This is a genomic window from Rhodoferax sp. GW821-FHT10B06, from assembly GCF_059415605.1.
On the sequence record NZ_JBWKNO010000040.1, the window covers coordinates 1 to 1,195 of the forward strand.

Annotated in this window: 1 protein-coding gene; it reads right to left on the minus strand. The window is 59.7% G+C overall.

Annotated elements, in window-relative coordinates; genetic code table 11:
- Complete coding sequence (gene tuf / locus AC07O2_RS25945; RefSeq protein ID WP_495107028.1) at positions 1-1,191, minus strand: elongation factor Tu; 1,191 nt, start codon at positions 1,189-1,191, stop codon at positions 1-3.
- Positions 1,192-1,195: the final 4 nt, after the last annotated feature.

Here is a 1,195-nt window from a genome sequence, read left to right on the forward strand (position 1 = left end):
TTAAGCAATGATCTTGGCAACCACGCCGGCGCCGACGGTCTTGCCGCCTTCACGGATGGCGAAACGCAGACCTTCTTCCATGGCGATGGGGTTGATCAGCTTGACGGTGATCGACACGTTGTCGCCTGGCATGACCATTTCCTTGCCTTCTGGCAACGCGATCGCACCGGTCACGTCCGTAGTACGGAAGTAGAACTGGGGACGGTAGTTGTTGAAGAAAGGTGTGTGGCGGCCGCCTTCGTCTTTGCTCAGCACGTAGATTTCAGAGGTGAAATGCGTGTGTGGCTTGATCGAACCGGGCTTGCACAGCACTTGGCCGCGCTGCACGTCTTCGCGCTTGGTACCGCGCAGCAAGATGCCGACGTTGTCGCCAGCTTGGCCTTGGTCCAGCAGCTTGCGGAACATTTCCACGCCGGTGCAGGTGGTCTTTTGGGTGTCAGCGATACCGACGATTTCGATTTCTTCGCCGACCTTGATGATGCCGCGTTCAACGCGACCGGTCACCACGGTACCACGACCGGAGATGGAGAACACGTCTTCCACAGGCATCAGGAACGCGCCGTCAACAGCACGCTCTGGCAGGGGGATGTAGGTGTCCAGTGCATCGGCCAGCTTCATGATCGCGCCTTCGCCGAGCTCGCCCTTGTCGCCTTCCATGGCCAGCTTGGCGCTGCCGTGGATGATGGGGGTGTCGTCACCTGGGAAGTCGTACTTGTCCAACAGCTCGCGCACTTCCATTTCAACGAGTTCGAGCAGTTCGGCGTCGTCCACCATGTCGCACTTGTTCAGGAACACGATGATGTATGGCACACCCACTTGGCGGGCCAACAGGATGTGTTCGCGGGTCTGGGGCATGGGGCCGTCAGCAGCCGAGCAGACCAAGATGGCGCCGTCCATTTGGGCTGCGCCGGTGATCATGTTCTTCACATAGTCGGCGTGGCCTGGGCAGTCCACGTGGGCGTAGTGGCGGTTGGCGGTTTCGTATTCGACGTGGGCGGTATTGATGGTAATACCGCGGGCCTTTTCTTCGGGCGCTGCGTCGATTTGGTCGTAGGCCTTGGCCGAACCGCCGAACTTGGCTGCCAGCACGGTGGTGATGGCGGCCGTCAGCGTGGTCTTGCCGTGGTCAACGTGACCGATCGTGCCCACGTTGACGTGGGGCTTGGTGCGCGTGAACTTTTCTTTTCCCATTTTT